Origin of the sequence: Limnohabitans sp. Jir61 (assembly GCF_003063545.1) — a bacterium.
Taxonomy (GTDB): Bacteria; Pseudomonadota; Gammaproteobacteria; order Burkholderiales; family Burkholderiaceae_C; genus Limnohabitans.
Genome location: NZ_NESD01000001.1, coordinates 21,187 through 46,708, shown reverse-complemented (window position 1 = coordinate 46,708; position 25,522 = coordinate 21,187). Strand labels below are relative to the sequence as shown.

12 protein-coding genes, 4 tRNA genes and 6 rRNA genes are annotated in these 25,522 nt (G+C 52.7%); 9 read left to right on the top strand and 13 right to left on the bottom strand.

Annotation, left to right across the window (positions count from 1 at the left end):
* Window positions 1–63: 63 nt before the first annotated feature.
* The gene (locus B9Z35_RS00200) at window positions 64–738 is read right to left on the bottom strand and encodes a GNAT family N-acetyltransferase (protein ID WP_233246433.1); all 675 of its coding nucleotides are present in this window, start codon (window positions 736–738) and stop codon (window positions 64–66) included.
* A gap of 164 nt (window positions 739–902) precedes the next feature.
* On the opposite strand from B9Z35_RS00200, the gene B9Z35_RS00195 reads away from it, so the two are divergent.
* A complete protein-coding gene (locus B9Z35_RS00195; protein ID WP_233246432.1) occupies window positions 903–1,880 on the top strand; it encodes an MBL fold metallo-hydrolase in 978 nt (325 codons plus the stop codon).
* A 59-nt stretch (window positions 1,881–1,939) separates the two neighbouring features.
* On the opposite strand, the gene rrf (B9Z35_RS00190) is transcribed toward B9Z35_RS00195, so the two are convergent.
* The 10 genes from rrf (B9Z35_RS00190) to B9Z35_RS00145 all read right to left on the bottom strand — a co-directional run bounded on the left by rrf (B9Z35_RS00190) (window position 1,940) and on the right by B9Z35_RS00145 (window position 12,826).
* A 5S ribosomal RNA gene (gene rrf, locus B9Z35_RS00190) occupies window positions 1,940–2,052 on the bottom strand.
* Between the two features lie 115 nt (window positions 2,053–2,167).
* A 23S ribosomal RNA gene (locus B9Z35_RS00185) occupies window positions 2,168–5,044 on the bottom strand.
* Between the two features lie 347 nt (window positions 5,045–5,391).
* A tRNA-Ala gene (locus B9Z35_RS00180) sits at window positions 5,392–5,467 on the bottom strand.
* A gap of 19 nt (window positions 5,468–5,486) precedes the next feature.
* A tRNA-Ile gene (locus B9Z35_RS00175) sits at window positions 5,487–5,563 on the bottom strand.
* A 99-nt stretch (window positions 5,564–5,662) separates the two neighbouring features.
* Window positions 5,663–7,197: ribosomal RNA gene (locus tag B9Z35_RS00170) — 16S ribosomal RNA — on the bottom strand.
* A gap of 371 nt (window positions 7,198–7,568) precedes the next feature.
* Window positions 7,569–7,681 (bottom strand): 5S ribosomal RNA (gene rrf / locus B9Z35_RS00165).
* Between the two features lie 115 nt (window positions 7,682–7,796).
* Window positions 7,797–10,673: ribosomal RNA gene (locus B9Z35_RS00160) — 23S ribosomal RNA — on the bottom strand.
* A gap of 347 nt (window positions 10,674–11,020) precedes the next feature.
* A tRNA-Ala gene (locus B9Z35_RS00155) sits at window positions 11,021–11,096 on the bottom strand.
* Window positions 11,097–11,115: 19 nt separating this feature from the next.
* Window positions 11,116–11,192: transfer RNA gene (locus tag B9Z35_RS00150), tRNA-Ile, on the bottom strand.
* 99 nt (window positions 11,193–11,291) lie between these two features.
* Window positions 11,292–12,826 (bottom strand): 16S ribosomal RNA (locus B9Z35_RS00145).
* Together the 16S, 23S and 5S rRNA genes with 4 tRNA genes alongside form the textbook arrangement of a ribosomal RNA operon.
* Before the next feature lie 474 nt (window positions 12,827–13,300).
* On the opposite strand from B9Z35_RS00145, the gene B9Z35_RS00140 reads away from it, so the two are divergent.
* The 3 genes from B9Z35_RS00140 to B9Z35_RS00130 all read left to right on the top strand — a co-directional run bounded on the left by B9Z35_RS00140 (window position 13,301) and on the right by B9Z35_RS00130 (window position 16,904).
* The gene (locus B9Z35_RS00140; protein WP_108281677.1) at window positions 13,301–15,202 is read left to right on the top strand and encodes an ATP-binding cassette domain-containing protein; all 1,902 of its coding nucleotides are present in this window, start codon (window positions 13,301–13,303) and stop codon (window positions 15,200–15,202) included.
* 53 nt (window positions 15,203–15,255) lie between these two features.
* Entirely contained in the window at window positions 15,256–16,161 is a 906-nt protein-coding gene (locus B9Z35_RS00135; protein ID WP_108281676.1) for a DMT family transporter, read from the top strand.
* A gap of 74 nt (window positions 16,162–16,235) precedes the next feature.
* Window positions 16,236–16,904, top strand: coding sequence for a histidine phosphatase family protein (locus tag B9Z35_RS00130; RefSeq protein ID WP_108281675.1), 669 nt, complete (start codon window positions 16,236–16,238; stop codon window positions 16,902–16,904).
* Between the two features lie 11 nt (window positions 16,905–16,915).
* Here the strand turns inward: B9Z35_RS00130 and B9Z35_RS00125 are convergent, their stop codons facing one another.
* Complete coding sequence (locus tag B9Z35_RS00125; RefSeq protein WP_108282740.1) at window positions 16,916–17,737, bottom strand: creatininase family protein; 822 nt, start codon at window positions 17,735–17,737, stop codon at window positions 16,916–16,918.
* A gap of 71 nt (window positions 17,738–17,808) precedes the next feature.
* On the opposite strand from B9Z35_RS00125, the gene B9Z35_RS00120 reads away from it, so the two are divergent.
* From B9Z35_RS00120 to B9Z35_RS00100, 5 genes are all read left to right on the top strand, one after another.
* The gene (locus B9Z35_RS00120; protein ID WP_108281674.1) at window positions 17,809–20,040 is read left to right on the top strand and encodes a protein-disulfide reductase DsbD; all 2,232 of its coding nucleotides are present in this window, start codon (window positions 17,809–17,811) and stop codon (window positions 20,038–20,040) included.
* A 33-nt stretch (window positions 20,041–20,073) separates the two neighbouring features.
* Window positions 20,074–20,478: a CoA-binding protein gene (locus B9Z35_RS00115; protein WP_108281673.1), complete on the top strand. Its 405-nt coding sequence runs from the start codon at window positions 20,074–20,076 to the stop codon at window positions 20,476–20,478.
* Between the two features lie 25 nt (window positions 20,479–20,503).
* Window positions 20,504–21,610, top strand: coding sequence for a uroporphyrinogen decarboxylase (gene hemE, locus B9Z35_RS00110; RefSeq protein ID WP_108282739.1), 1,107 nt, complete (start codon window positions 20,504–20,506; stop codon window positions 21,608–21,610).
* Between the two features lie 347 nt (window positions 21,611–21,957).
* Entirely contained in the window at window positions 21,958–24,141 is a 2,184-nt protein-coding gene (priA, locus tag B9Z35_RS00105) for a primosomal protein N' (protein ID WP_108281672.1), read from the top strand.
* Between the two features lie 90 nt (window positions 24,142–24,231).
* Window positions 24,232–24,573, top strand: a complete 342-nt coding sequence (locus B9Z35_RS00100; RefSeq protein ID WP_108281671.1) for a ferritin family protein — start codon at window positions 24,232–24,234, stop codon at window positions 24,571–24,573.
* Here the strand turns inward: B9Z35_RS00100 and B9Z35_RS00095 are convergent.
* Window positions 24,544–25,512 (bottom strand): AEC family transporter, encoded by a 969-nt coding sequence (locus tag B9Z35_RS00095; RefSeq protein WP_108281670.1) that lies wholly within the window; start codon window positions 25,510–25,512, stop codon window positions 24,544–24,546. The two genes, B9Z35_RS00100 and B9Z35_RS00095, sit on opposite strands and share 30 nt — an antisense overlap.
* Between the last annotated feature and the right edge of the window lie 10 nt (window positions 25,513–25,522).

Genomic DNA, 25,522 nt, shown 5'->3' with positions numbered 1-25,522 from the left:
TGCAGCATGTGCTGCGGGAGTCTCACAAGCCTTAAGCATAGCCCATATAGATGGGCTATTCACTTATTCCGCAGCTTGGTGACGTGCGTCGCGCACGCCTTCACGGATTTCTTGGACTTTTGCCAAGAAGTTCCAGAAACGCTTGGCATCTTCTTTGATGCTGTAGTTTGTTTTAGCGTACTGATCAGCGACAAACTCGGTCATACGGCTGTCTAAATTTCGCTTTGGCAGACTTAAATAGGCCTCTGTTTCTGAGCCATCGCGCTCAATTCGCGCGCCACCTTTACGGGCGATGCGAATCATGGGAGCGTTTTCGCTCAAGGCATGGATGTACATCTGGTACACCTTTTCATTGCGCGCGTGTATGACTGCTCGCTCAAACAAACGTGCGCCATAACCACGACCTCGTGCATGCGCCGAAACCGACACCCCAAACTCCGAGCTTGATTGTCGACCTGCCTCTTCCATCAAGGCTAGATGCGCCATGGCAATGATTTCAAGTTCGCTATTGAAAATTCCGTAAATTTCATCCCGATCGAAATTCAGGTTGTCTACATAGCGCTGAATGTGCGCGTCTGTTGCGGTATAGCCAAATCTTAAATATCGGTCGTGCTCAGACAGTGCAAGCAGATGCTTCAAAATATGAGGCAGATGTTCGATGCTGAGAGGTGCAATTGGTATCAAAGCCCCCTCGGTTTTGCGGAGTTGCTCTTGGGATACACCTGTGAAGCGAAGCATTTGTCTTCCCCCTTCTAAGGTTGTTCTTGCAAGAGTCTGTACGAAAGTCATGCATGAATTCTACGGGTTTTCCCCTATTCTTGCTTTTGACTGACAGGGCTTTAGTGCCGCGACTCTAAATCTACAAAATTGACAATCTGTAACGCGCAGCACAGTTAGGAAACTTGACTGTATTGCTTGCTGTCAGAATGAATGCTTATGCTGGCGAAGTTCTAAATCACATCATGCACACATTACCTGCTGGCGTTACCTTTTTTGAACGAGGATGGTTGTCCTCAAATAACGTGTTGCTACAAGATGCCAGCCAAGCTGTACTTGTCGATAGTGGCTATTGGACTCATGCGGATCAAATGCATGCACTCGTTTCATTTGCTTTGAAACATCAGCCTTTGACCACGCTCATCAACACGCATTTGCACAGTGATCATTGTGGTGGCAATGCACATCTTCAAGCCATGTACCCAGCGCTAAAGACGCTAATTCCTCCTGGACACGCAGAATTTGTAGACACATGGGACGCGCAGATACTCACGTATGAGCCCACCGGGCAACACTGCCCGCCTTTCACTAGAACGGGCTCACTCCATGATGGCGATTTTGTTACGGTCAACGAGAAAATTTGGCGTATTCATGCTGCACCTGGTCATGATCCAAACTCTGTTGTCATCTTCAATGAGGTCGATGGCGTTTTAATTTCTGCCGATGCACTTTGGGAAAATGGCTTTGGTGTAGTTTTTCCTGAAATCGAAGGCCTTAGTGCGTTTGACGAAGTCGAATCTACACTCAATACGATTGAAGAGTTAGATCCCAAATTGGTCTTGCCAGGTCACGGTTGTGCTTTTACGGATGTTTCTTCCTCAATTGATCGCGCAAGAAGTCGACTGGAACAATTTCGTCGATCACCTGAAAAGCATGCAAACTACGCAGCAAAGGTATTACTGAAATTTAAATTACTTGAATTTCAGAAGATCAAAATCAATGAGTTTTTACTTTGGGGCGATTCTGCAAAATACCTAAAGCTATTGTCCGATAAGTATGCAACAGGCCAAAGTTTTGAAGCTTGGTTTTATGACTTGTGTAAAAGCCTTGAGAAAAGTAACGCTTGCGCAATTGATGATGAATACATCATCAACATCAATTAATCGAAGCACAAAAACAAAAACCCCCACTCGGTCGAGTGGGGGTTTCTGAGGCTGTAATAGCCTGACGATGTCCTACTTTCACACGGGAACCCGCACTATCATCGGCGCTAGGTCGTTTCACGGTCCTGTTCGGGATGGGAAGGAGTGGTACCAACTTGCTATGGTCATCAGGCATAACTTGTTGTCACCTTGATTGAATCAAGGCAACGAATTCATAGAGAGATATCAGATTTTGTTTTTGAATGCGTCACTTGGCATAACTTCCTTGATCAATAGATCAAAGTTATAGGGTCAAGTCGCACGAGCAATTAGTATCAGTTAGCTTAACGTATTACTACGCTTCCACACCTGACCTATCAACGTCCTGGTCTTGAACGACTCTTTAGGGGGCTCAAGGCCCCGGCAGATCTCATCTTGAAACGAGTTTCCCGCTTAGATGCTTTCAGCGGTTATCTCTTCCACACATAGCTACTCGGCAATGCCACTGGCGTGACAACCGATACACCAGAGGTGTGTCCACTCCGGTCCTCTCGTACTAGGAGCAGGCTTCCTCAAATCTGCAGCGCCCACGGAAGATAGGGACCAAACTGTCTCACGACGTTTTAAACCCAGCTCACGTACCTCTTTAAATGGCGAACAGCCATACCCTTGGGACCGGCTACAGCCCCAGGATGAGATGAGCCGACATCGAGGTGCCAAACACCGCCGTCGATATGAACTCTTGGGCGGTATCAGCCTGTTATCCCCAGAGTACCTTTTATCCGTTGAGCGATGGCCCTTCCATACAGAACCACCGGATCACTATGTCCTACTTTCGTATCTGCTCGACTTGTCAGTCTCGCAGTTAAGCACGCTTATGCCATTGCACTATCATCACGATGTCCGACCGTAACTAGCGTACCTTCGAACTCCTCCGTTACGCTTTGGGAGGAGACCGCCCCAGTCAAACTGCCTACCATGCACTGTCCCCGATCCAGATAATGGACCTAGGTTAGAACCTCAAACGCACCAGGGTGGTATTTCAACGTTGGCTCCACCGAGACTAGCGTCCCGGCTTCAAAGCCTCCCACCTATCCTACACAGATCCGTTCAAAATCCAATACAAAGCTACAGTAAAGGTTCATGGGGTCTTTCCGTCTTTCCGCGGGGAGATTGCATCATCACAAACATTTCAACTTCGCTGAGTCTCAGGAGGAGACAGTGTGGCCATCGTTACGCCATTCGTGCAGGTCGGAACTTACCCGACAAGGAATTTCGCTACCTTAGGACCGTTATAGTTACGGCCGCCGTTTACTGGGACTTCAATCAAGAGCTTGCACCCCATCATTTAATCTTCCAGCACCGGGCAGGCGTCACACCCTATACGTCCACTTTCGTGTTTGCAGAGTGCTGTGTTTTTATTAAACAGTCGCAGCCACCGATTCTCTGAGGCCTCATTCTGCTCCCCTTGTACAGGTTCACATACTAAAGGCACACCTTCTTCCGAAGTTACGGTGTCAATTTGCCGAGTTCCTTCTCCTGAGTTCTCTCAAGCGCCTTAGAATACTCATCTCGCGCACCAGTGTCGGTTTGCGGTACGGTCGTGTGTAGCTGAAGCTTAGTGGCTTTTCCTGGAAGCAGGGTATCACTCACTTCGGATGCAAGCATCCTCGTTATCACCCCTCATCTAAGCCCGGCGGATTTACCTACCAGGCACGACTACAGGCTTGAACAGACATATCCAACAGTCTGCTGAGCTAACCTTCTCCGTCCCCACATCGCACTACACATCGGTACAGGAATATTTACCTGTTTCCCATCAACTACGCATCTCTGCCTCGCCTTAGGGGCCGACTCACTCTACGCCGATGAACGTTGCGTAGAAAACCTTGCGCTTACGGCGAGGGGGCTTTTCACCCCCTTTAACGCTACTCATGTCAGCATTCGCACTTCTGATACCTCCAGCACGCTTTACAACGCACCTTCACAGGCTTACAGAACGCTCTCCTACCACTTGCAATAAATTGCAAATCCGCAGCTTCGGTAACTGGCTTAGCCCCGTTACATCTTCCGCGCAGGACGACTCGATCAGTGAGCTATTACGCTTTCTTTAAATGATGGCTGCTTCTAAGCCAACATCCTGACTGTTTTAGCCTTCCCACTTCGTTTCCCACTTAGCCAATTTTAGGGACCTTAGCTGGCGGTCTGGGTTGTTTCCCTCTTGAGTCCGGACGTTAGCACCCGGTGCTCTGTCTCCCAAGCTGTACTCTGCGGTATTCGGAGTTTGCATTGGTTTGGTAAGTCGCCATGACCCCCTAGCCAAAACAGTGCTCTACCCCCGCAGGTAATACTTGAGGCACTACCTAAATAGTTTTCGGAGAGAACCAGCTATTTCCAAGTTTGTTTAGCCTTTCACCCCTATCCACAGGTCATCCGCTAATTTTGCAACATTAGTCGGTTCGGACCTCCAGTACCTGTTACGGCACCTTCATCCTGCCCATGGATAGATCACTTGGTTTCGGGTCTACACCCAGCGACTAATTCGCCCTATTCGGACTCGATTTCTCTACGGCTTCCCTATTCGGTTAACCTTGCCACTGAATGTAAGTCGCTGACCCATTATACAAAAGGTACGCAGTCACCCTTTCGGGCTCCTACTTTTTGTAAGCATACGGTTTCAGGATCTATTTCACTCCCCTCCCGGGGTTCTTTTCGCCTTTCCCTCACGGTACTAGTTCACTATCGGTCAATGATGAGTATTTAGCCTTGGAGGATGGTCCCCCCATATTCAGACAGGATTACACGTGTCCCGCCCTACTTGTCGCTAGCTTAGTACCACACAGGTCTTTTCACGTACGGGACTATCACCCTCTATAGTCAACCTTTCCAGGTTGTTCCGTTAAGTCTTGTGCTATCACTAGCAGGCTTCTCCGATTTCGCTCGCCACTACTTTCGGAATCTCGGTTGATGTCTTTTCCTCGAGCTACTGAGATGTTTCAGTTCACCCGGTTCGCCTCCTGCAGCTATGTATTCACTGCAGGATTACCTTTCGGTAAGGTTTCCCCATTCAGAAATCTCCGGATCAAAGCTAATTTGCCAGCTCCCCGAAGCTTATCGCAGGCTATCACGTCTTTCGTCGCCTATCATTGCCAAGGCATCCACCATATGCTCTTAGTCACTTGACCCTATAACTTTGACGCCTCTTTCGAGATCAAAAATTGTTTTCAAGGACTGATTTGACAGGTCTCTCACCTGTCGCGTTATGCCGTAATATGAATAATCCTTCAATATCGCTATTAAAGAACATTCGTCATTACTTGAAATCCAAATTGAAATTTGAATATTCGTTTTGACGCAATCAAAAATGTTACTAGCGGCACGGTCTGCACTAAACCTTTACGAATGTGCAGTTTCCGCTAGTAACTCTGATATCTACTCTATGAATTTTTAATGAACAGCCTAGTTAATCAATCAATATCGATCAACAACAAAGAAGCCTCAACAGAAGCTGCTTTGTTGTTGAATGAATAAATGGTGGAGGATGACGGGATCGAACCGACGACCCCCTGCTTGCAAAGCAGGTGCTCTCCCAGCTGAGCTAATCCCCCAATGAATCACTTAGACGTTTGGTGGGTCTGGTTGGAATCGAACCAACGACCCCTGCGTTATCAACACAGTGCTCTAACCAACTGAGCTACAGACCCAAGCCGGTCGCGACTTACTCAGCAATATGAGCTTAATCGACGACAACCTTCAAAACAACCGATAAGTGTGGACGTTCAATTTAGATTGCAGTTTTCCAGAAAGGAGGTGATCCAGCCGCACCTTCCGATACGGCTACCTTGTTACGACTTCACCCCAGTCACGAACCCTGCCGTGGTAATCGCCCTCCTTACGGTTAGGCTAACTACTTCTGGCAGAACCCGCTCCCATGGTGTGACGGGCGGTGTGTACAAGACCCGGGAACGTATTCACCGTGACATTCTGATCCACGATTACTAGCGATTCCGACTTCACGCAGTCGAGTTGCAGACTGCGATCCGGACTACGACTGGTTTTATGGGATTAGCTCCCCCTCGCGGGTTGGCAACCCTTTGTACCAGCCATTGTATGACGTGTGTAGCCCCACCTATAAGGGCCATGAGGACTTGACGTCATCCCCACCTTCCTCCGGTTTGTCACCGGCAGTCTCATTAGAGTGCCCAACTAAATGTAGCAACTAATGACAAGGGTTGCGCTCGTTGCGGGACTTAACCCAACATCTCACGACACGAGCTGACGACAGCCATGCAGCACCTGTGTTACGGTTCTCTTTCGAGCACGAAACCATCTCTGGTAACTTCCGTACATGTCAAAGGTGGGTAAGGTTTTTCGCGTTGCATCGAATTAAACCACATCATCCACCGCTTGTGCGGGTCCCCGTCAATTCCTTTGAGTTTCAACCTTGCGGCCGTACTCCCCAGGCGGTCAACTTCACGCGTTAGCTTCGTTACTGAGTCAGTGAAGACCCAACAACCAGTTGACATCGTTTAGGGCGTGGACTACCAGGGTATCTAATCCTGTTTGCTCCCCACGCTTTCGTGCATGAGCGTCAGTGCAGGCCCAGGGGATTGCCTTCGCCATCGGTGTTCCTCCGCATATCTACGCATTTCACTGCTACACGCGGAATTCCATCCCCCTCTGCCGCACTCCAGCTATACAGTCACAAATGCAGTTCCCAGGTTGAGCCCGGGGATTTCACATCTGTCTTATATAACCGCCTGCGCACGCTTTACGCCCAGTAATTCCGATTAACGCTTGCACCCTACGTATTACCGCGGCTGCTGGCACGTAGTTAGCCGGTGCTTATTCTTACAGTACCGTCATGAGCCCCTAGTATTAATAGAGACCTTTTCGTTCTGTACAAAAGCAGTTTACAACCCGAAGGCCTTCGTCCTGCACGCGGAATGGCTGGATCAGACTTGCGTCCATTGTCCAAAATTCCCCACTGCTGCCTCCCGTAGGAGTCTGGACCGTGTCTCAGTTCCAGTGTGGCTGGTCGTCCTCTCAGACCAGCTACAGATCGTTGGCTTGGTGAGCCTTTACCTCACCAACTACCTAATCTGATATCGGCCGCTCCAATCGCGCGAGGTCTTGCGATCCCCCGCTTTCATCCTTAGATCGTATGCGGTATTAGCGTAATTTTCACTACGTTATCCCCCACGACTGGGCACGTTCCGATATATTACTCACCCGTTCGCCACTCGCCACCAGACCGAAGTCCGTGCTGCCGTTCGACTTGCATGTGTAAAGCATTCCGCCAGCGTTCAATCTGAGCCAGGATCAAACTCTATAGTTCGATCTTGATAATTTTTTTGGTCTTTCAACCAACTCATAAATTGGAATCGACGTGATTTTCTTTGACGAATTTCACATCTTTTTTACTTCATGAGCGTTTGTTAGCTAATTAAAGCTAAGTTCCTAAAGAACTTGGCAATCACCATCAAACGCCCACGCTTATCGGCTGTATGTTTTTAATGAACCACTCAACTACTTGAGCAACTTCGCTGCGATCAGCGAAGCCTTGCAGTATAGCACAACTAAGTGCCACTTTGCAAATGTTTGGAGATTTTTCATTAAGAAGAATCTCCAAACATCTCTATCCTCAGATAGAGAGCCTGGGAACAAAAACCCCCACTCGGTCGAGTGGGGGTTTCTGAGGCTGTAATAGCCTGACGATGTCCTACTTTCACACGGGAACCCGCACTATCATCGGCGCTAAGTCGTTTCACGGTCCTGTTCGGGATGGGAAGGAGTGGTACCAACTTGCTATGGTCATCAGGCATAACTTGTTGTCACCTTGATTGAATCAAGGCAACGAATTCATAGAGAGATATCAGATTTTGTTTTTGAATGCGTCACTTGGCATAACTTCCTTGATCAATAGATCAAAGTTATAGGGTCAAGTCGCACGAGCAATTAGTATCAGTTAGCTTAACGTATTACTACGCTTCCACACCTGACCTATCAACGTCCTGGTCTTGAACGACTCTTTAGGGGGCTCAAGGCCCCGGCAGATCTCATCTTGAAACGAGTTTCCCGCTTAGATGCTTTCAGCGGTTATCTCTTCCACACATAGCTACTCGGCAATGCCACTGGCGTGACAACCGATACACCAGAGGTGTGTCCACTCCGGTCCTCTCGTACTAGGAGCAGGCTTCCTCAAATCTGCAGCGCCCACGGAAGATAGGGACCAAACTGTCTCACGACGTTTTAAACCCAGCTCACGTACCTCTTTAAATGGCGAACAGCCATACCCTTGGGACCGGCTACAGCCCCAGGATGAGATGAGCCGACATCGAGGTGCCAAACACCGCCGTCGATATGAACTCTTGGGCGGTATCAGCCTGTTATCCCCAGAGTACCTTTTATCCGTTGAGCGATGGCCCTTCCATACAGAACCACCGGATCACTATGTCCTACTTTCGTATCTGCTCGACTTGTCAGTCTCGCAGTTAAGCACGCTTATGCCATTGCACTATCATCACGATGTCCGACCGTAACTAGCGTACCTTCGAACTCCTCCGTTACGCTTTGGGAGGAGACCGCCCCAGTCAAACTGCCTACCATGCACTGTCCCCGATCCAGATAATGGACCTAGGTTAGAACCTCAAACGCACCAGGGTGGTATTTCAACGTTGGCTCCACCGAGACTAGCGTCCCGGCTTCAAAGCCTCCCACCTATCCTACACAGATCCGTTCAAAATCCAATACAAAGCTACAGTAAAGGTTCATGGGGTCTTTCCGTCTTTCCGCGGGGAGATTGCATCATCACAAACATTTCAACTTCGCTGAGTCTCAGGAGGAGACAGTGTGGCCATCGTTACGCCATTCGTGCAGGTCGGAACTTACCCGACAAGGAATTTCGCTACCTTAGGACCGTTATAGTTACGGCCGCCGTTTACTGGGACTTCAATCAAGAGCTTGCACCCCATCATTTAATCTTCCAGCACCGGGCAGGCGTCACACCCTATACGTCCACTTTCGTGTTTGCAGAGTGCTGTGTTTTTATTAAACAGTCGCAGCCACCGATTCTCTGAGGCCTCATTCTGCTCCCCTTGTACAGGTTCACATACTAAAGGCACACCTTCTTCCGAAGTTACGGTGTCAATTTGCCGAGTTCCTTCTCCTGAGTTCTCTCAAGCGCCTTAGAATACTCATCTCGCGCACCAGTGTCGGTTTGCGGTACGGTCGTGTGTAGCTGAAGCTTAGTGGCTTTTCCTGGAAGCAGGGTATCACTCACTTCGGATGCAAGCATCCTCGTTATCACCCCTCATCTAAGCCCGGCGGATTTACCTACCAGGCACGACTACAGGCTTGAACAGACATATCCAACAGTCTGCTGAGCTAACCTTCTCCGTCCCCACATCGCACTACACATCGGTACAGGAATATTTACCTGTTTCCCATCAACTACGCATCTCTGCCTCGCCTTAGGGGCCGACTCACTCTACGCCGATGAACGTTGCGTAGAAAACCTTGCGCTTACGGCGAGGGGGCTTTTCACCCCCTTTAACGCTACTCATGTCAGCATTCGCACTTCTGATACCTCCAGCACGCTTTACAACGCACCTTCACAGGCTTACAGAACGCTCTCCTACCACTTGCAATAAATTGCAAATCCGCAGCTTCGGTAACTGGCTTAGCCCCGTTACATCTTCCGCGCAGGACGACTCGATCAGTGAGCTATTACGCTTTCTTTAAATGATGGCTGCTTCTAAGCCAACATCCTGACTGTTTTAGCCTTCCCACTTCGTTTCCCACTTAGCCAATTTTAGGGACCTTAGCTGGCGGTCTGGGTTGTTTCCCTCTTGAGTCCGGACGTTAGCACCCGGTGCTCTGTCTCCCAAGCTGTACTCTGCGGTATTCGGAGTTTGCATTGGTTTGGTAAGTCGCCATGACCCCCTAGCCAAAACAGTGCTCTACCCCCGCAGGTAATACTTGAGGCACTACCTAAATAGTTTTCGGAGAGAACCAGCTATTTCCAAGTTTGTTTAGCCTTTCACCCCTATCCACAGGTCATCCGCTAATTTTGCAACATTAGTCGGTTCGGACCTCCAGTACCTGTTACGGCACCTTCATCCTGCCCATGGATAGATCACTTGGTTTCGGGTCTACACCCAGCGACTAATTCGCCCTATTCGGACTCGATTTCTCTACGGCTTCCCTATTCGGTTAACCTTGCCACTGAATGTAAGTCGCTGACCCATTATACAAAAGGTACGCAGTCACCCTTTCGGGCTCCTACTTTTTGTAAGCATACGGTTTCAGGATCTATTTCACTCCCCTCCCGGGGTTCTTTTCGCCTTTCCCTCACGGTACTAGTTCACTATCGGTCAATGATGAGTATTTAGCCTTGGAGGATGGTCCCCCCATATTCAGACAGGATTACACGTGTCCCGCCCTACTTGTCGCTAGCTTAGTACCACACAGGTCTTTTCACGTACGGGACTATCACCCTCTATAGTCAACCTTTCCAGGTTGTTCCGTTAAGTCTTGTGCTATCACTAGCAGGCTTCTCCGATTTCGCTCGCCACTACTTTCGGAATCTCGGTTGATGTCTTTTCCTCGAGCTACTGAGATGTTTCAGTTCACCCGGTTCGCCTCCTGCAGCTATGTATTCACTGCAGGATTACCTTTCGGTAAGGTTTCCCCATTCAGAAATCTCCGGATCAAAGCTAATTTGCCAGCTCCCCGAAGCTTATCGCAGGCTATCACGTCTTTCGTCGCCTATCATTGCCAAGGCATCCACCATATGCTCTTAGTCACTTGACCCTATAACTTTGACGCCTCTTTCGAGATCAAAAATTGTTTTCAAGGACTGATTTGACAGGTCTCTCACCTGTCGCGTTATGCCGTAATATGAATAATCCTTCAATATCGCTATTAAAGAACATTCGTCATTACTTGAAATCCAAATTGAAATTTGAATATTCGTTTTGACGCAATCAAAAATGTTACTAGCGGCACGGTCTGCACTAAACCTTTACGAATGTGCAGTTTCCGCTAGTAACTCTGATATCTACTCTATGAATTTTTAATGAACAGCCTAGTTAATCAATCAATATCGATCAACAACAAAGAAGCCTCAACAGAAGCTGCTTTGTTGTTGAATGAATAAATGGTGGAGGATGACGGGATCGAACCGACGACCCCCTGCTTGCAAAGCAGGTGCTCTCCCAGCTGAGCTAATCCCCCAATGAATCACTTAGACGTTTGGTGGGTCTGGTTGGAATCGAACCAACGACCCCTGCGTTATCAACACAGTGCTCTAACCAACTGAGCTACAGACCCAAGCCGGTCGCGACTTACTCAGCAATATGAGCTTAATCGACGACAACCTTCAAAACAACCGATAAGTGTGGACGTTCAATTTAGATTGCAGTTTTCCAGAAAGGAGGTGATCCAGCCGCACCTTCCGATACGGCTACCTTGTTACGACTTCACCCCAGTCACGAACCCTGCCGTGGTAATCGCCCTCCTTACGGTTAGGCTAACTACTTCTGGCAGAACCCGCTCCCATGGTGTGACGGGCGGTGTGTACAAGACCCGGGAACGTATTCACCGTGACATTCTGATCCACGATTACTAGCGATTCCGACTTCACGCAGTCGAGTTGCAGACTGCGATCCGGACTACGACTGGTTTTATGGGATTAGCTCCCCCTCGCGGGTTGGCAACCCTTTGTACCAGCCATTGTATGACGTGTGTAGCCCCACCTATAAGGGCCATGAGGACTTGACGTCATCCCCACCTTCCTCCGGTTTGTCACCGGCAGTCTCATTAGAGTGCCCAACTAAATGTAGCAACTAATGACAAGGGTTGCGCTCGTTGCGGGACTTAACCCAACATCTCACGACACGAGCTGACGACAGCCATGCAGCACCTGTGTTACGGTTCTCTTTCGAGCACGAAACCATCTCTGGTAACTTCCGTACATGTCAAAGGTGGGTAAGGTTTTTCGCGTTGCATCGAATTAAACCACATCATCCACCGCTTGTGCGGGTCCCCGTCAATTCCTTTGAGTTTCAACCTTGCGGCCGTACTCCCCAGGCGGTCAACTTCACGCGTTAGCTTCGTTACTGAGTCAGTGAAGACCCAACAACCAGTTGACATCGTTTAGGGCGTGGACTACCAGGGTATCTAATCCTGTTTGCTCCCCACGCTTTCGTGCATGAGCGTCAGTGCAGGCCCAGGGGATTGCCTTCGCCATCGGTGTTCCTCCGCATATCTACGCATTTCACTGCTACACGCGGAATTCCATCCCCCTCTGCCGCACTCCAGCTATACAGTCACAAATGCAGTTCCCAGGTTGAGCCCGGGGATTTCACATCTGTCTTATATAACCGCCTGCGCACGCTTTACGCCCAGTAATTCCGATTAACGCTTGCACCCTACGTATTACCGCGGCTGCTGGCACGTAGTTAGCCGGTGCTTATTCTTACAGTACCGTCATGAGCCCCTAGTATTAATAGAGACCTTTTCGTTCTGTACAAAAGCAGTTTACAACCCGAAGGCCTTCGTCCTGCACGCGGAATGGCTGGATCAGACTTGCGTCCATTGTCCAAAATTCCCCACTGCTGCCTCCCGTAGGAGTCTGGACCGTGTCTCAGTTCCAGTGTGGCTGGTCGTCCTCTCAGACCAGCTACAGATCGTTGGCTTGGTGAGCCTTTACCTCACCAACTACCTAATCTGATATCGGCCGCTCCAATCGCGCGAGGTCTTGCGATCCCCCGCTTTCATCCTTAGATCGTATGCGGTATTAGCGTAATTTTCACTACGTTATCCCCCACGACTGGGCACGTTCCGATATATTACTCACCCGTTCGCCACTCGCCACCAGACCGAAGTCCGTGCTGCCGTTCGACTTGCATGTGTAAAGCATTCCGCCAGCGTTCAATCTGAGCCAGGATCAAACTCTATAGTTCGATCTTGATAATTTTTTTGGTCTTTCAACCAACTCATAAATTGGAATCGACGTGATTTTCTTTGACGAATTTCACATCTTTTTTACTTCATGAGCGTTTGTTAGCTAATTAAAGCTAAGTTCCTAAAGAACTTGGCAATCACCATCAAACGCCCACGCTTATCGGCTGTATGTTTTTAATGAACCACTCAACTACTTGAGCAACTTCGCTGCGATCAGCGAAGCCTTGTAGTATACATCGGATTTTTGAACATTTCGAAGAAATTTTAAAAATCTTTTCTACCACCTCCACCAATCACGTTTCGGGTTAACCCTTAACAGTTCTCATCAGCGGAGCCCGACAGTATAGCACTACTTTTTTGGCTGCGCGCAACTATTTTCAAAAAAGTTCGCAATGGGCCCATTTACGGCCCTTCTCCGCAAGAAGGCCGCACATTGACAGGCTTCCTGCTAGCAGGGCCCTTGATAATGCGGCATGTCTTTAATTACTTTACAAAACGCCCAACTCGCTTTTGGGCATGTTGCTCTGCTAGATCACGCAGAGTTCTCTCTTGAAACTGCTGAGCGAGTAGGCCTGATTGGTCGCAATGGCGCAGGCAAATCCTCTTTGTTACGCATCTTGGGCGGACTTGAGAAGCCTGATGATGGAGACCTACGCGTTCAGCAAGGCTTGCGCGTGACTTATGTTGCGCAAGAGCCGCACCTCGAAAGCACAGCGTCCGTCTTTGAATCTGTCAGTGCGGGGCTTGCACGTGTGATTCATCTGATCGAACAGTACTCTGCAGGCGAGGGCGACCTCACAGCCATGCAAAACGAGATTGAAATGTTTGACGGCTGGAACTGGGAACAGCGTGTGCAAGAAACATTGCATCGCCTGCACCTTGACCCAGATGCACGCATCAATGCCCTCTCAGGCGGAACACTCAAGCGCGTCGCTCTTGCACAAGCCTTGGTCACCTCGCCTGATGTGCTCTTGCTTGACGAGCCGACTAACCACCTGGACCTTGACAGCATTGAATGGCTGGAGCAACTCTTGATTGACTTCAAGGGCAGCATCATCACCATCACCCATGACCGCTCATTCCTCGACAAAGTCGCCACACGCATTGTGGAATTGGACCGCGGCCACTTGCTCACCTACCCTGGCAACTTCTCGCAGTACCAACTGCAAAAAGAAGAACAAGCCGCACAAGAAGCCGTTATCAACGCCAAGGCCGACAAGCTGTTGGCGGGTGAAGAGGTTTGGATTCGCAAAGGCGTTGAGGCACGACGCACGCGCAGCCAAAGTCGCATTGGCCGCTTAGAAGCTTTGCGAGCCCAACGCGAGGCACGCCGCGATGCTGTAGGCCGTGTCAAGCTAGACGTGGCCAGTGGCGCACCCACAGGCAAGATCGTGGCCGAACTCACAGAAGTGGACAAAGCTTTCGGCGGCAAAGTGATTGCCAAGAACTTCTCAGCCACCTTTTTGCGCGGCGACAAGATTGGTTTAATTGGCCCGAACGGCGTAGGCAAATCCACCCTGTTGAAAATGATCTTGGGCGAGCTTGAAGCCGACAGCGGCAAAATTCGCCAAGGTGCAAACCTGCAAGTGGCCTACTTTGACCAGATGCGCAACGGCTTAGACATGGACGCTTCGCTGGAAGACTTCATCAGTCCGGGTAGCGAGTGGATTGAAATTGGCACGCAACGCAAACACGTCAAAAGCTACTTGGACGACTTCTTGTTTTCACCTGCCCGAGCCACATCCCCTGTGCGTTCGCTCTCAGGTGGCGAGCGCAACCGATTGTTACTGGCTCGTTTGTTTGCGCGCCCTGCGAACGTGCTGGTACTGGACGAACCCACCAACGACTTGGACATTGACACGCTTGAATTGCTCGAAGAGTTGCTGCAAAACTATGACGGCACAGTGTTCATCGTCAGCCATGACCGCACCTTCCTCGACAACGTGGCCACCAGCACCTTGGTGTTTGAAGGCACGGACGACAAGCCCGGCTTCTGGCGCGAATACGAAGGTGGCGTGCAAGATTGGCTCATCCAGTCTGAACGCGCTCGCAGCCTAGCGCCGCAAGTCAAGCCAGCCGCACCTGTGACTGCCAAAGCAGCAGCAGAAGCCGCCAAGCCCGCAGCGACAGCCGCGCCATCCACAGCTAAAACGCGCAAGCTCAGCTACAAAGAACAGCGCGAACTAGAAGCCCTGCCAGAGCTCATTGCCTCACTAGAAGCAGAACACAAAGAAACACAAGCCGCCTTAAGCGACAACAGCCTCTACGCCAGCGACCCCGCAAAGGTGGCGCAAATCCACAAACGTGACACCGAGATTGAAGACGCTTTGATGGCAGCCCTTGAACGCTGGGAGCAACTCTCCTCACCTGCATGAGCAGCACGCAGCGCAGAAACGTGATTGATTTGAAACAGGCTTAAAGTCTGCGCATGCAAGACGCCTCTTCATCTTCGCGTGGACTGTGGTTGGGCTTATTGGGTGTCACCCTCTTTGCCGCAACCTTACCCATGGCGCGCATTGCCACAGGCACTGTGCAAGGGCCGCTGATGTCAGCGCTTTTCATTGCCATGGGGCGCGCAATGGTGGCGGGCATGTTGTCCTTGTGCTTGCTGGCTTGGATGCGAGCCAAACGCCCCGTACGTGAAGATTGGCCCGCATTGGCCATGACAGCTGGAGGCGTGGTGTTTGGTTTTCCTTTTTTCACATCCTTAGCCATGCGCCATGTGCCGGCAGTACACGCCAGTGTCATCTTAGGTGTTCTGCCTTTAGCTACGGCGATCGTGGGGGCATGGCTACACCGCCAACGCCCAAGCCGCATGTTTTGGCTGTGTGGCATCTTGGGATGCGCATGGGTTGTAGGCTATGCACTGCTACGCGCGGGCAGCACCTTCGCTACCTTGCATTTACAAGCAGCAGACCTCATGCTCTTTGTGGCCATGGCCTGCGCAGCCGTGGGCTACGGTTTTGGAGGTCGCTTGTCAAAGCACATGCAAGCCGAACACGTCATCTGCTGGGCCTTGGTCATCTCACTGCCCATCACCACACCGCTCGCCATATGGAGTTGGCCTGACATCGAGATACCACTCATCAGCTGGGGCGCATTTGCCTACATGAGTGTGTTTTCAATGTGGCTTGGTTTCTTTGCTTGGTATCGCGGTCTTGCTTTGGGTGGCACGGTACGTGTCAGCCAAGTGCAGCTGGTCCAACCCTTCTTAGGCATGCTATTTTCTGTTCCATTACTTGGTGAGACCTTGGACATGCAATCGCTGGTGTTTGGCCTTGGCGTGATTGTGATTGTATTTCTTAGCAAAAAAGCGCCTGTGCATCCAAGGTGACAACACGTCTCAGTAGCGACTGGCACAAATGTGATTTATCGCCAGAATGATTTGAAACAAACTACACAGCTGCCATGGGACAACTCTTTTTAGTGCGACACGGACAAGCCTCTCTAGGTGCTACCGACTATGACCAACTTAGCCCTTTGGGCGATCAACAAAGCCGCCGTCTCGGCGAGCACTGGAAAGCGCAAGGCCTCACGTTCGACGCAGTTGTCACAGGCGCTATGAAGCGCCACTCACAAACCTTGACAGGCATTCAACAAGGCATGGGCACGCAACACGAGGCCCTGATTTGGCCTGGCCTCAATGAATATGACGCAGATGCCATCATTCGCACCATCCTACCGGGAGAGTTGGTCAAGCCCACCACGCCCGAAGGATACAAACAACATTTCCGCTTGCTACGCGACGGCCTCACACAATGGATGACGGGTGTAGTCAGCCCGCAAGGCATGCCAAGTTACACAGAGTTTGTGAAGGGCGTCACCTCGGCACTCGACCACATTCGCGCCAATTGCGATGGCAATGTATTGCTAGTTTCTAGCGGCGGTCCGATTGCCACAGCGGTGGCTCATGTGCTGCGCACCAGCCCAGAAAACAGCATCGAGCTCAACATGCGTTTACGCAACAGTGCTGTGAGTGAATTCAGTTTCAACCCCAAACGCCACAGCCTGATCAGCTTCAACGGTCTGGCGCACCTAGAAACGCCCAGCCACAAAGACTGGATCACCTTCGCTTAAAAGTGCACGGTTTACACGCGCACCGTGCTCAGGGGTAATGCCATCAGCTCTTTGAGCAAGAGCGCCAATTGCTCACCCGCGCTTTGCACCAGCGTCTCGCCTTTGGCGGACATTGCAGCGGCCGCGTTGCCAGTAGCACCTTGCGGGTTGTAGTCTTGCATGTGCCAACCGAGTTTGGCGCTTTTGCCATTACCCAACACCACATAGTGTTTGGCGCGGTCTTGCGCAGTAGAGGCAAAGTTTTGCGCTTCTGCCATGTTCACACTGGCGGGCGCCAGCGCCAGCATCATGGAGGTTTCAATATCGCCAGCATGAATGCCAAAACGATGCTCATCCGCCGAGAACTGCTCCATCACCGCGCCATCAATGGGTAGGTTGTACCAACTGCTGCTGTAAACAATCAAGCCATGCTGGGCGCGTAACTCGCGCGCCACCACATCCATCAACCCGACATTGCCGCCATGGGCGTTGAACAACAACAACTTCTTCACACCCGCACGCGCCACTGACGCACCGATGTCGCACCACAACTGCATCAAAGTTTGTGGCGATAAGTGCAGCGTACCTGCAAATGCGGTGTGTTCGGTGCTCAAGCCCACCGTCTGCGTGGGCAACACCAACACGGGGTCAGTCGACGCCAAATGAGTCAGCGCAGCATTGACCACACCATCTACCAACACCGTGTCCACCGACAATGGCAAATGCGGCCCGTGTTGTTCAGTCGCCCCCAAGGGCAACACGGCCACGGTTCGCGCGGGATCAAGCGTCGCAAAGTCACGGGTATTGAGCTCAGCCCAACGATGAGAGGTCTGTGTGCTGGTGTTCGCAGTCATGCCCGCCATCTTACTTTCCCGCCATGGCCCCTGTGACTCACAGCTGTCACGGCCTAGGTAACATCAGATGCATGCTCAAACTCATATCTCGTCTCTTCGTCGCTGGTTGCCTATTTGGCACGGCATGGGCGCAAAACGCACCCTCCGCCGTTGTCAGCACGCCGCAGATTCGCGCAGAGCTGGTGGCCCATGCGCCGCAAGGCGTGCAAGCTGGCCAGCCGTTGTGGTTAGGCTTGCAGCTCACGCACCAGCCCGAGTGGCACACCTACTGGCATAACCCCGGCGACTCTGGGCTGCCGACACAAATTGAACTCAACTTGCCAGCGGGCATGACGGCAGGCGATGTGCAATGGCCACTGCCGCACAAACTCAAGGTTGGCAACCTCACCAACTACGGGTTCGAGAAGACGGTGTTGCTGGCCGTCCCGCTCACGGTATCCAAACAATTCAAGCCAAACGCAAAACAAGGACTTGACATTCAGCTGCACGCCAACTGGCTGGTGTGCCGTCTCGAATGCATTCCGCAAGAAGGCGACTTTGATTTGCACATCCCAGTCAACAGCAGTTTTGCGCCGCATGCTGCCGCGTTTGAAGACTTGATGGCGCAACAACCCCAAGTACTGAACACCGCCCAAGCCACCATCAGCTTCGAGGCACAACTCTTGGTCATGCAAGTCAGCGGTTTACCCACTGCGTTGCATGGCAAAACCTTGAGCCTCTTCCCAGAGGCTGCTGAGCTGGTTGAATCTGCCGCAGAACAACACCCTTTAGCCAACCAAACTTGGCAAGGCGATGTGTGGACGGTCAAGCTGCCGCTCAGCAACATGCGCGTGACCGAGCCCAAAAGTTTTGGCGCAATACTCACGCTCGGTGATGGTGATCAGCGGCAAGGCTTTTTAGTCTCTGGCCCAGTCAAACAATCATGGCCAAATGTCAGTGACATCCCCTCGTCGACAGCGCCTGCCGTTCAAGCGCCCACAACCGATCAAAGCTGGCTTGGCTTTGCGCTGGCTGTGGCGGGCGCATTTGTCGGTGGCCTGATCCTCAACCTCATGCCTTGCGTGCTGCCGGTGCTGGCCATCAAGCTGTTGGGATTTGCGCAACACAGTCGTGCACACCGTGCACACCGCGTGGCGGGCATGGCCTACACCGCAGGTGTGGTGTTGAGCTTCTTGGCCTTGGGCGCTGGCGTGTTGGCGCTGCGTGCAGCAGGTGAGCAATTGGGCTGGGGCTTTCAGCTGCAGTCGCCCGTGGTGGTGAGTGTGCTGGCTGCCTTCTTCACGCTTATTGCGTTGAATTTGTTTGGCCTGTTTGAGTTCGGGCAAATCCTGCCTTCACGCGTGGCCAGCTTTCAATACAAACATCCCGTCATGGACGCAGGCCTATCAGGCGTGCTGGCTGTGGCTGTGGCATCGCCTTGCACCGCGCCATTCATGGGTGCCTCGTTAGGGCTGGCCATGACCTTGCCTACTTGGCAAGCGCTGAGCATTTTTGTCGCCATGGGCTTGGGGCTGGCCGCACCTTATTTGCTAGCCAGCTTCATGCCGGCGGTGGCCCGCCTGTTGCCACACCCTGGCCCTTGGATGGTCACGCTGCGCCAGCTGTTGGCCTTCCCCATGTTGGCCACCGTGGTGTGGCTGCTGTGGGTGTTGGGCCAACAAACCAGCTTGGATGCCGCCATGTTTGCTCTGGGTGGTTTGCTGTTGCTCGCCGCTTTGATTTGGGCGCTCAAACAACACACACCGGCTGCGCGTGGTTTGGCCTGGCTGATTGCGGCAGCCTTGGTTTGGGGTGCGTTTAGCTTTGCAGAAGAATTGAATGCGCCAGCCACTAGCGCCGTAGAAAGCAACTCCGCAAGCAACGGCTCCGCATCCAACGGCAGCGCCGTTTGGCAGCCATGGTCCGAAGCTGCCGTGGCCCAAAGCCTGGCCCAAGGCCGCCCCGTGTTTGTGGACTTCACCGCCGCATGGTGCGTGACCTGCCAGATCAACAAAAAATCTACGCTCTCCAACAACGAAGTGTTGGCTGACTTTGCCGCACACCAAGTCACCCTCATGCGAGCCGACTGGACGCGCCGTGACCCCGCCATCACCGCCGCGCTCACCGCGTTGGGCCGCAGCGGCGTGCCTGTGTATGTACTGCATGCGCCGGGCAAAGCGCCGCTGGTGTTGTCAGAGTTACTTAGTGTGAGCAAGATGAAAGAAGCGCTGGCCACCTTGCCCGCCGCCGACCCAGCAAAACCCACCACAGGTTTTGCACTGCCCGCCAAACCCAATGCAGCGACCATCATCACCCGCAACTAAACCCTCACCGACGTCACGAGGAACTTAACGGTCATGACCAAAGCTGCCATTCGTCAAAGCCTCGCCAACTGCAAAACCATTGCCGTGGTGGGCCTCTCGCCCAAACCGCATCGCGACAGTTTTCGGGTGGCCAAGTACATGCAAGACAACGGCTTTCGCATCGTGCCGATCAACCCCAATGCACCCGAAGTGCTGGGTGAAAAAGCCTACGCTTCACTCACCGAAGCGGCGATGCACGAACGCATCGACATGGTGAACTGTTTTCGCAACTCTGAAGACATCCCGCCCATCGCAGCAGAAGCCATTGCCATTGGGGCTAAATCGCTGTGGCTGCAAATTGGCGTAGTGAATGACGCAGCCGCCAAACAAGCGACAGACGCTGGCTTGGTCGTCGTGCAAAACCTTTGCTTGATGGTTGAGCACCGTCAACTGGGCTAAGCCCGTCCTCGGCGACAATGTCGCCATGTTTGCACCACTCCAAAACGACACCTTTTTGCGCGCTTGCATGCGCCAAGCCACCGACCACACCCCCGTTTGGCTGATGCGCCAAGCAGGACGCTATTTGCCTGAATACTGCGCCACGCGCGCCAAGGCCGGCAGCTTCATGGGCTTGGCCACCAACACCGACTTCGCAACAGAAGTCACCTTGCAGCCGCTTGAGCGCTACCCGCTCGATGCCGCCATCTTGTTCAGCGACATCTTGACCGTGCCTGATGCGATGGGCTTGGGCCTGTCTTTCGCCCAAGGCGAAGGCCCCAAGTTCGCCAAAAACGTGCGCAATGAAGCGGCCGTCAACGAGCTGGCTGTGCCCGATATGGCCAAGCTGCGCTATGTGTTTGACGCCGTCACCTCCATTCGCAAAGCACTCAACGGCCGCGTGCCTTTGATCGGCTTTTCAGGCAGCCCTTGGACCTTGGCTTGCTACATGGTTGAAGGCGCAGGCTCAGACGACTACCGCCAAGTCAAAACCCTGATGTACAGCCGCCCCGACCTGATGCACCGCATTTTGGAAATCAATGCCGATGCGGTGGCCCTGTACCTCAACACCCAAATTGAAGCCGGCGCGCAAGCCGTGATGATTTTTGACAGCTGGGGCGGCGTACTGGCCGACGGCATGTTCCAACAGTTCAGCATGGCTTACACCAAGCGCGTGTTGGCACAACTCAAGCGCTCACACGATGGCGCGGTCATTCCCCGCTTGGTGTTCACCAAGGGCGGTGGCTTGTGGTTGCCAGAGATGGTCGACCTCGACTGCGAAGTGTTGGGCGTGGACTGGACGGTCAACCTCGCCAAAGCTCGCGCCCAAGTGGGTGGCGAAGTGGGCGGCCCCGGCAAAGCCTTGCAAGGCAACCTTGACCCCAACTCGTTGTTTGCGCCAGCCGACGCCATTGCGACTGAAGCGCGCCGCGTGTTGGACGCCTTTGGCAAACCCCACACAGACAAAACCACGACCGGCCCCACCCAAATTTTCAACCTGGGTCACGGCATCAGCCAATTTACCCCGCCGGAGAGCGTAGGTGTGTTGGTGGAGACGGTGCACAACCACTCACGCGCACTAAGAAAACCCTGATCGCGAGTCAACAAACCAAGTGTCAAGTCACCAAAAGTTTTACTTCGACTTGACACTTATGCACAAAAAAGTTGATCCAACGCACCAAGTTGGTTTTTTCTTTTGCAGCATTTTGAAAAACTTTAATTATTTCTAAGTTGTTGATTTATATAGGATTCTTGGCTTGCATTTTTTTGAGGCAGTTTGTTCCAGCCCTTGATTCATGCGCCTTCGGAGCCTCTCAACTGTAGATATCAACAAAGTTATCCACAGAAATTCTGGGTTTAACCTGAAGTCTTTCTAAATCAACGACTTAAAGCCTTTTCTGCCAAAACACCTGAGCAAAACACCCCAACTCACCGCTTGACATGCCGCACCAAATTTCAGTGATGGTTCACACCCCCGCGCACAGCGGGATTGGTGGCGCGCTCACGTACGAAAGCGACGCAGCGCACACGCCCGGCACCTTGGTGCGCGTGCCTCTGGGTAGCCGAGAGTTGTTGGGCGTGGTGTGGGACGAGGCCGAACCGCCCCTCCCAAGTGGCGATCACGCGTCAATCGCGAACACGAACACAAACGAGCAGCCATCGTTGTTGATGCCCGATGACCCCTCGCTGCAAAATCATGCACCAGTCGCCATGCAGCTGCGCGCCATCGCCAGTGTGCTTGAAGGTCTCACGCCGCTCAGCGCCCACTGGCGTCAGTTGGTGCAGTTTGCTGCTCACTACTACCAACGCAGCGCGGGCGAGGTGGCGTTGGCCGCGCTACCCAGCCAACTGCGCGATCTCAGCACCGAGCAATGGGCACGCCGCTTAAAGCGCAAACCCAAAGCAGTGGTGGCCTATAAGGGTGCAACGCAAACCATTCCCACACCGACCGACGAACAGGCCCAAGTGTTGGCGGATTTTGCGACCAACAAAGGTCCGTTCTTGTTGTTTGGCAACACGGGCAGTGGCAAAACCGAGGTGTATTTGCGCGCCGCACAAGCTGAGTTAGAGCGCGACCCGCAAGCGCAAATTTTGGTGATGGTGCCCGAGATCAACCTCACGCCCCAGCTAGAAGAACGCTTTCGCGCGCGCTTTTGCCCGCAGTGGGGTGCTGATTGTTTGGTGTCCATGCACAGCAGCCTCACGCCAGCGCAGCGCCTGAAACACTGGCTAGCAGCACACAGCGGAGAAGCGCGCATTGTGTTGGGCACACGCATGGCGGTGTTTGCATCGATGCCGCATTTGCAACTCATCGTGGTGGATGAAGAACACGACCCAAGCTACAAGCAACAAGAAGGCGCGCGTTACTCAGCCCGCGACTTGGCCATCTATCGCGGACAACTTGAAGGCGCCAAAGTCATTTTGGGATCGGCCACACCCTCGCTAGAGAGCTGGCACCACAGTCGTCCCGCCACCGATACTGAGCCCGCCGGTCGCTACATGCGCTTGGCCATGCCTTCGCGCGTGGGTCAAGGTGCTTTGCCCTTGGTCCGCCGAGTGGACATGAACCGCCAGCCCTACAAAACCGTGTTCTCCAACCACCTGCTTGACGCCATGCGCGAGCGCGTGACGCGTGGCGAACAAATCTTGGTGCTGCTCAACCGTCGTGGCTACGCACCCGTGCTCAACTGCAACGACTGCGGCTGGAAAAGCGAATGCCCGCATTGCAGCGCCTATCGCGTGTTCCACAAACTCGACCGCACCCTGCGCTGCCACCACTGCGGTTTCACGCAGCCTGTGCCGCGTGCGTGCCCGACTTGCGGCAACCTAGACATCAGCCCCTTGGGCCGAGGCACTGAGCAACTCGAAGAACATTTGGCTGAGTTGTTAGCGGATGTACGCCGGCCCGATGGCGAGCCCATTCGCATCGCCCGCATCGACGCCGACAGCACGCGCCTCAAAGGCGAACTTGAGCGCCAGCTGGCCGAGGTACACGCAGGCGCGGTGGATGTGCTGGTGGGCACGCAGATGATTGCCAAGGGCCACGACTTCCGGCGCGTCACTTTGGTGGCCGCGCTGAATACCGACGGTGCTTTGTTCTCCAGTGACTTCCGTGCGCCCGAGCGTTTATTCAGCTTGCTCATGCAAGCCGCAGGACGTGCAGGGCGCGACGCCAACATGAGCTTGGTCAGCCCCTGCGAGATGTGGGTGCAAAGCCACCACCCGTTGCACCCACTCTTCGAAGCGCTCAAGCAACACGACTACCCTGCCTTCGCCGAACAACAGCTCAAAGAACGCGAGCAAGCCACCTTGCCGCCATTCAGCTTTCAAGCCTTGGTCCGCGCAGAAGCACGCAGCCAAGAAGCGGCACAAGGCTTTTTAAACGCCGCTCGCGATGCAGGCGCGGCATTGGCCGATGAACTGTTGGTTGATTTGTATCCGGCCGTGCCCATGACGATTCAGCGCGTGGCCAACATCGAGCGTGCGCAAATGCTGATTGAGTGCACCTCACGCAAAGCGCTGCAACATTTCTTGGCACATTGGCAGGCAGATTTGCATGCCATGCGCAGCGCGCATCGGCAGGTCATTCGCTGGGCGGTGGATGTAGACCCGCTGGCGATTTAACAAAAGCGGTGCAATACCTTTGTGCGTCTTCGCACAGAGTAACCGAATGAATGTCAGTACGGTTAGTGCTTATCCAACAGGAGCAAGCACATGCAAGATTTCAACTCACCTTTCTCAGGGGTAGCCCACGGCAAAAGACTCACGCATGGGGAGCTGGTACGCGCCATTCGTTTTCTAGTGGCCTCTGAATACGAAGCCACGCAGATGTACATGCAACTGGCCGAATCCACCGATCACACGCTCACCATCCAAGTGCTGAAAGAGATCGCCAATGAAGAGATCGTCCATGCAGGCGAACTTCTCAGATTGCTTTATGAATTAGCCCCCGAAGAAGCCAAACTTTATGCGCAAGGTGCAAAAGAAGTGGAAGAAAAAATTGCGCGGAACCGTTTGACTAACACCTCAACCGTTGAGCAACGCCACAGCACCTGAAAAGGTAAAAAATGCCGCTGCCGTGGTGACCAAAATAATCATGGCAATGCGCCCAGTATCCGCGCCAAAACGCTCCGACAACAAGGCCACATTACTGGCACTCGGCAATGCAGCCACCAAGACCACCACCACCATGGTGAATCGTTCAATCACAAAACCCATTTGCACCGCGGCTGCCAACACGAGCAGAACCAGCACGGGATGCAAGATCAATTTAAACAGCGCCACAGGCAAAAAGTCTCGCCACAGAATGGGTGAATGACCGCTTTCCTTCACGCGGATTTGTGAACGCGCCAGCACCGCGCCGATGGTGAACAGTGCGACAGGAGACGCCGCATCAGCAAGCAAGCCAACAGTCTTGGCAAACGGACCAATCAATTCATAGTCCATCGCTGACGACAAAGCACCGAGGCTAATCGCCCAAGGCATGGGGTTGGTCAGCACGCCTTTCAATGCACTTTTCGCAGCCTTACTCGCGCCATGTTCATCCGCACCATCGAGGCGAGACAAAGCAATGCACAACGACGTGGTGATGACCATGTCCACCACAATGGTCACGATGGCAGGGCCTGCTGCTGATGCACCGAGCAAGGCCACCAACAAGGGCACGCCCATAAAGCCTGTGTTGGGGAACGCACCCACCAACGCACCAAACGACGCGTCGTTCCAACCAATGCGCTTGTTCATGCTGACCGCCACCACAAAGCCGACCATCAACAAAGCACACAGCAAATAGGCAAAGAACAAAGTGGCATCCAGCAACTGCACGATGGGCGTGCTCGCCCCAAAGCGGTACAACATGCATGGCAGCGCAAAGAACAACACAAAGCCATTCAGGCCAGGTATCGCGTCCAGTGGCAGCATGCGGCGATGCGCCGCCACAAAGCCAGCCAGCACCAGCGCAAAGAAGGGGAAAGTTACGAGAAGAATGTTCAGCACGCAGCTATTT

Excerpts from the sequence above, each read along its gene's own strand:
- B9Z35_RS00125 (WP_108282740.1), bottom strand. The coding sequence starts at position 17,737 with ATGACTGCGAACACCAGCACACAGACCTCTCATCGTTGGGCTGAGCTC.
- B9Z35_RS00200 (WP_233246433.1), bottom strand. The coding sequence starts at position 738 with ATGCTTCGCTTCACAGGTGTATCCCAAGAGCAACTCCGCAAAACCGAG.
- B9Z35_RS00135 (WP_108281676.1), top strand. The coding sequence starts at position 15,256 with ATGCAAGACGCCTCTTCATCTTCGCGTGGACTGTGGTTGGGCTTATTG.
- B9Z35_RS00140 (WP_108281677.1), top strand. The coding sequence starts at position 13,301 with ATGTCTTTAATTACTTTACAAAACGCCCAACTCGCTTTTGGGCATGTT.
- B9Z35_RS00130 (WP_108281675.1), top strand. The coding sequence starts at position 16,236 with ATGGGACAACTCTTTTTAGTGCGACACGGACAAGCCTCTCTAGGTGCT.
- B9Z35_RS00120 (WP_108281674.1), top strand. The coding sequence starts at position 17,809 with ATGCTCAAACTCATATCTCGTCTCTTCGTCGCTGGTTGCCTATTTGGC.
- B9Z35_RS00100 (WP_108281671.1), top strand. The coding sequence starts at position 24,232 with ATGCAAGATTTCAACTCACCTTTCTCAGGGGTAGCCCACGGCAAAAGA.
- hemE (WP_108282739.1), top strand. The coding sequence starts at position 20,504 with ATGTTTGCACCACTCCAAAACGACACCTTTTTGCGCGCTTGCATGCGC.
- priA (WP_108281672.1), top strand. The coding sequence starts at position 21,958 with ATGCCGCACCAAATTTCAGTGATGGTTCACACCCCCGCGCACAGCGGG.
- B9Z35_RS00115 (WP_108281673.1), top strand. The coding sequence starts at position 20,074 with ATGACCAAAGCTGCCATTCGTCAAAGCCTCGCCAACTGCAAAACCATT.